The organism is Synechococcus sp. CCY 0621, from assembly GCF_019038465.1.
In the GTDB taxonomy this organism is placed as follows: Bacteria; Cyanobacteriota; Cyanobacteriia; order PCC-6307; family Cyanobiaceae; genus Cyanobium.
On record NZ_JAFKRH010000003.1, the window covers coordinates 1 to 230 of the forward strand.

Sequence of the window (230 nt, forward strand, 5' to 3'; positions counted from 1 at the left end):
CGGCCGTCCATGTCGGGGTCGGCGTTGACGACATCGGCGATGCCGTTGATGAAGCGGATGATCAGCTTGGCCATGGCGTAGCCCGGGGCGGCCTTGCCGCCGAAGATCACGGTGCGGGGGGCGAGGCCATCGGCGAGGCCGTTCTTGATGCGCAGGTACTGGGCGATCACCTGGAGGGCATTGAGGTGCTGGCGCTTGTACTCGTGGATGCGCTTCACCTGCACGTCGAA

The 230-nt window shown here is 65.7% G+C and carries 1 protein-coding gene; it reads right to left on the reverse strand.

Annotation, left to right across the window (positions count from 1 at the left end):
* Positions 1–230 (reverse strand): glycogen/starch/alpha-glucan phosphorylase (locus KUG43_RS00525; protein WP_216905184.1); only part of this gene is annotated, 230 nt, incomplete at both ends.